This is a genomic window from Inquilinus sp., from assembly GCF_057815775.1.
In genome coordinates this window covers 1-3,162 of record NZ_JBYRFX010000121.1, presented here as the reverse complement: position 1 = coordinate 3,162, position 3,162 = coordinate 1, and the positions used below count along the sequence as shown (strand labels likewise).

The 3,162-nt window shown below is 69.6% G+C and carries 5 protein-coding genes; 2 read left to right on the top strand and 3 right to left on the bottom strand.

Annotated elements, in window-relative coordinates; translation table 11 throughout:
- The 3 genes from AC3XYG_RS04480 to AC3XYG_RS04470 form a co-directional block, all read right to left on the bottom strand.
- On the bottom strand, window positions 1-287 hold a 287-nt coding region (locus AC3XYG_RS04480), incomplete at its 3' end, for a 2Fe-2S iron-sulfur cluster-binding protein (protein WP_489138613.1).
- Window positions 284-565 (bottom strand): sarcosine oxidase subunit delta, encoded by a 282-nt coding sequence (locus AC3XYG_RS04475; RefSeq protein WP_489138612.1) that lies wholly within the window; start codon window positions 563-565, stop codon window positions 284-286. The genes AC3XYG_RS04480 and AC3XYG_RS04475, both read right to left, overlap by 4 nt.
- A gap of 12 nt (window positions 566-577) precedes the next feature.
- Window positions 578-1,828 carry a sarcosine oxidase subunit beta family protein gene (locus AC3XYG_RS04470; RefSeq protein ID WP_489138611.1) on the bottom strand — a complete coding sequence of 417 codons (1,251 nt, stop codon included), beginning with the start codon at window positions 1,826-1,828 and terminating at the stop codon, window positions 578-580.
- Window positions 1,829-1,915: 87 nt separating this feature from the next.
- Here AC3XYG_RS04470 and AC3XYG_RS04465 point away from each other — a divergent pair, with 87 nt between their 5' ends.
- On the top strand, window positions 1,916-2,848 hold the full coding sequence (locus AC3XYG_RS04465) for a GlxA family transcriptional regulator (protein WP_489138610.1): 933 nt from the start codon (window positions 1,916-1,918) through the stop codon (window positions 2,846-2,848).
- A gap of 44 nt (window positions 2,849-2,892) precedes the next feature.
- Window positions 2,893-3,162 (top strand): helix-turn-helix domain-containing protein (locus AC3XYG_RS04460; protein WP_489138609.1); only part of this gene is annotated, 270 nt, incomplete at its 3' end.

Genomic DNA, 3,162 nt, shown 5'->3' with positions numbered 1-3,162 from the left:
GCCGCCAGCCCGTCATGCAGCTCGACCATGGTGGCGCGGGTGTTCGGCTCGGTCCGGCCGCCGGCGCCGACCGTCACCAGCGCATTCGGCTCGGCAGCACCCGCGGTCAGGATGCCGCGTGGCCGGTGGTACTTGAAGCTGCGGCCGACCAGCTGGACCCCGTTCGCCAGCAGGGCGGAGGCCAGGCTGTCGCCGGCATGGCCATGCAGCGGCCGGCCGTCGAAGCTGAAATTGAGCGACGTGGCGCGGTCGATGCGGCCGCCCTGGGCTAGGCGGGAACTGGTCATGCCGGCGACCCGTCGGTCTTGGCCAGCGCCGCGTCGGCGACGCCGTAGACGGCATGGGTCACGGTATCGCGCTCGACCACCAGCCAGCGCCGGCAGCCGGAGGAATGGTGCCAGTGCTCGCGGTGCCGGCCGCGCGGGTTGTCGCGCAGATAGACATAGGCGTACCAGGCCTCCGCGCCGGCCTCCGGCGCCGGGCGCTCCAGGCCGGCATCGCCGCGGATGGTGAATTCCTCCTTCGGGCGCGGGCCGCAATGGGGGCAGGAGATCAGGCTGGCCATGGTCCGGGGCCCTCAGTGCAGGTTCGGCTGGGCGCCGACGCCCTTTTCGTCGAGGAGATGGCCGCGCGCGAACCGGTCGAGGCGCAGCGCCCGCGCGGTCTGGTGCGGCTCGTTCTTCGCGATCAGATGCGCATAGCAGAAGCCGGAGGCCGGGGTGGCCTTGAAGCCGCCATAGCACCAGCCGGTGTTCAGATAGAGGTTGTCGATATGGGTGCGGTCGATGACCGGCGACCCGTCCATGCTCATGTCCATCACCCCGCCCCAGGCCCGCAGCGTGCGCACCCGCGACAGCGCCGGGATCATGGCGACGCCCGCCTCGGCGACATGCTCGACCGTCGCCAGATTGCCGCGCTGGGCATAGGAGTTGTAGCCGTCGATGTCGCCGCCGAAGACCAGCCCGCCCTTGTCTGATTGCGAGACGTAGAAATGCCCGGCGCCGAAGGTGACAACGGTGTCGATGAACGGCTTCAGTCCCTCGGACACGAAGGCCTGCAGCACATGGCTCTCGATCGGCAGGCGCAGCCCGGCCATGTCGGCGACGACGGTGGAGTTGCCGGCCGCGGCCAGGGCCAGCTTGCCGCAGCCGATGAAGCCGCGGCTGGTCTCGACGCCGGTGACCCGGCCGCCCTCGCTGCGGATGCCGGTCACCTCGCACTGGGTGATGATGTCGACGCCGCGGGTGTCGGCGCCGCGGGCATAGCCCCAGGCGACCGCATCGTGCCGCACCGTGCCGCCGCGGCGCTGCTGCAGGCCGCCCATGATCGGGAAGCGGGCGTTGTCGAAATCGAGGAAGGGCAGCTTCTCCTTCAGCGCTTCGCGGTCCAGCAGGTCGGCGCCGACGCCCAGCAGCTGCATGGCGTTGCCGCGGCGGGTATAGGCGTCGCGCTGCGCGTCGGAATGGAACAGGTTGATGACGCCGCGCTGCGAGACCATGGCGTTGAAGTTGAAGTCCTGCTCCAGCCCCTCCCACAGCTTCATCGACAGCTCGTAGAACGGGTTGTTGCCGGGCAGCAGGTAGTTGGACCGGATGATCGTGGTGTTGCGGCCGATGTTGCCGGAGCCGAGATAGCCCTTCTCGACCACCGCGACATTGGTCACGCCGAATTCCTTGGCCAGGTAATAGGCGGTGGCCAGGCCATGGCCGCCGCCGCCGACGATGATCACGTCGTAATGCGGCTTCGGCGACGGGCTGCGCCAGGCCGGCGCCCAGGACGCGTTGCCGCGCAGGCCGTTCAGGAAGATCGAAAGGGCGGAATAGCGCATCGGTGAATCCCGGCAGGACCCCCGCATCATGACAGAACCCTCGGGCATGGCTTGCCGGGAAGGGACCGCAATCGATAAGAAAGGGACATGAATGTCGGCTTCATCCTGGTCCCCGGCTTCGCGCTGATGTCCTACGCCGCGGCGACCGAGCCGCTGCGGGCGGCCAACCTGCTGGCGGGGCGGGAGATCTACCGGGTCTCGGCGTTCTCGCCCGATGGCGCGCCGGCCTTGTCCTCCTCCGGCATCGCCGTGCCCGCGGCCGCCCTGCCGTCGCACGGCTCCGGCTTCGACATGGTGTTCGTCTGTGCCGGCGGGTCGCCGCGCGACTGGCACCACCCGGCGATCTTCGCCTGCCTGCGGCAGCTGGCCCGCGACGGCGTCCGGATCGGCGGCATCTCCGGTGGGCCCTATCTGCTGGCCGCGGCCGGCCTGCTGGCGGGGCGCGACTTCACCATCCATTGGGAGCACGCGCCGGCGCTGCTGGAGGCGTTCCCCGACCTGGCGCCGCGGCAGGCGCGCTTCGTGATCGACGGCAACCGCATCACCTGCGGCGGCGGCGTCGCGCCGCTCGACATGATGCATGTGCTGATCGCCGAGCGGATGGGGCCGGATTTCGCGCGGCGGGTCAGCGACTGGTACCTGCACACCCAGCTGGGCGACCCGGCCGCGCCGCAGCGGGCGTCGCTGGCCGAACGCTACGGCGTGCATCATCCCGGCCTGCTCGCCGTGCTGGAGCGGATGGAGGAGACGATCGAAACGCCGCTCGACCGGGCGGCGATGGCGCGGATCGCTGGGGTCACGCCGCGGCATCTCGACCGGCTGTTCGCCGGCCATCTCGGCATCGGCTTCCTCGACCAGTATCGCCGGATCCGGCTGCAGCACGCCCATCGCCTGCTGAAGCAGAGCCCGCTGCTGGTCTCGGAGATCGCGGTGGCGACCGGCTTCTCCAGCGCCGGCCACTTCTCCCGCCTGTTCCGCGATGCCTATGGTTGCACGCCGAGCGAGCTGCGTCGGGCGTAAGTTTTCTCCAGAGTTGAGGGAATTTCACTATGGGGATAGCCTGGGTGCCGAGCGCCACCCGCCAGGATCCCCTCATGACATCCAAGCCCAAAGACCCGGCGCGCGGCCAGGCCGCCGCATTTTCCCAGGATCCGCACGCCGTGCGCGAGCCGAAGGACAACAACCGCGAAATTTCGATCGGTCACGAGGTGCGGACCTATCGCAAGAAGCTCGGAATCACGGTGACGGACCTGGCCGCCGCCACCGGCATCTCGCTCGGCATGCTGTCGAAGATCGAGAACGGCAACATCTCGCCGTCGCTGACCACGCTGCAG

Coding starts and splice junctions, on each gene's coding strand:
- AC3XYG_RS04465 (WP_489138610.1), top strand. CDS start 1,916: ATGAATGTCGGCTTCATCCTGGTCCCCGGCTTCGCGCTGATGTCCTAC.
- AC3XYG_RS04475 (WP_489138612.1), bottom strand. CDS start 565: ATGGCCAGCCTGATCTCCTGCCCCCATTGCGGCCCGCGCCCGAAGGAG.
- AC3XYG_RS04470 (WP_489138611.1), bottom strand. CDS start 1,828: ATGCGCTATTCCGCCCTTTCGATCTTCCTGAACGGCCTGCGCGGCAAC.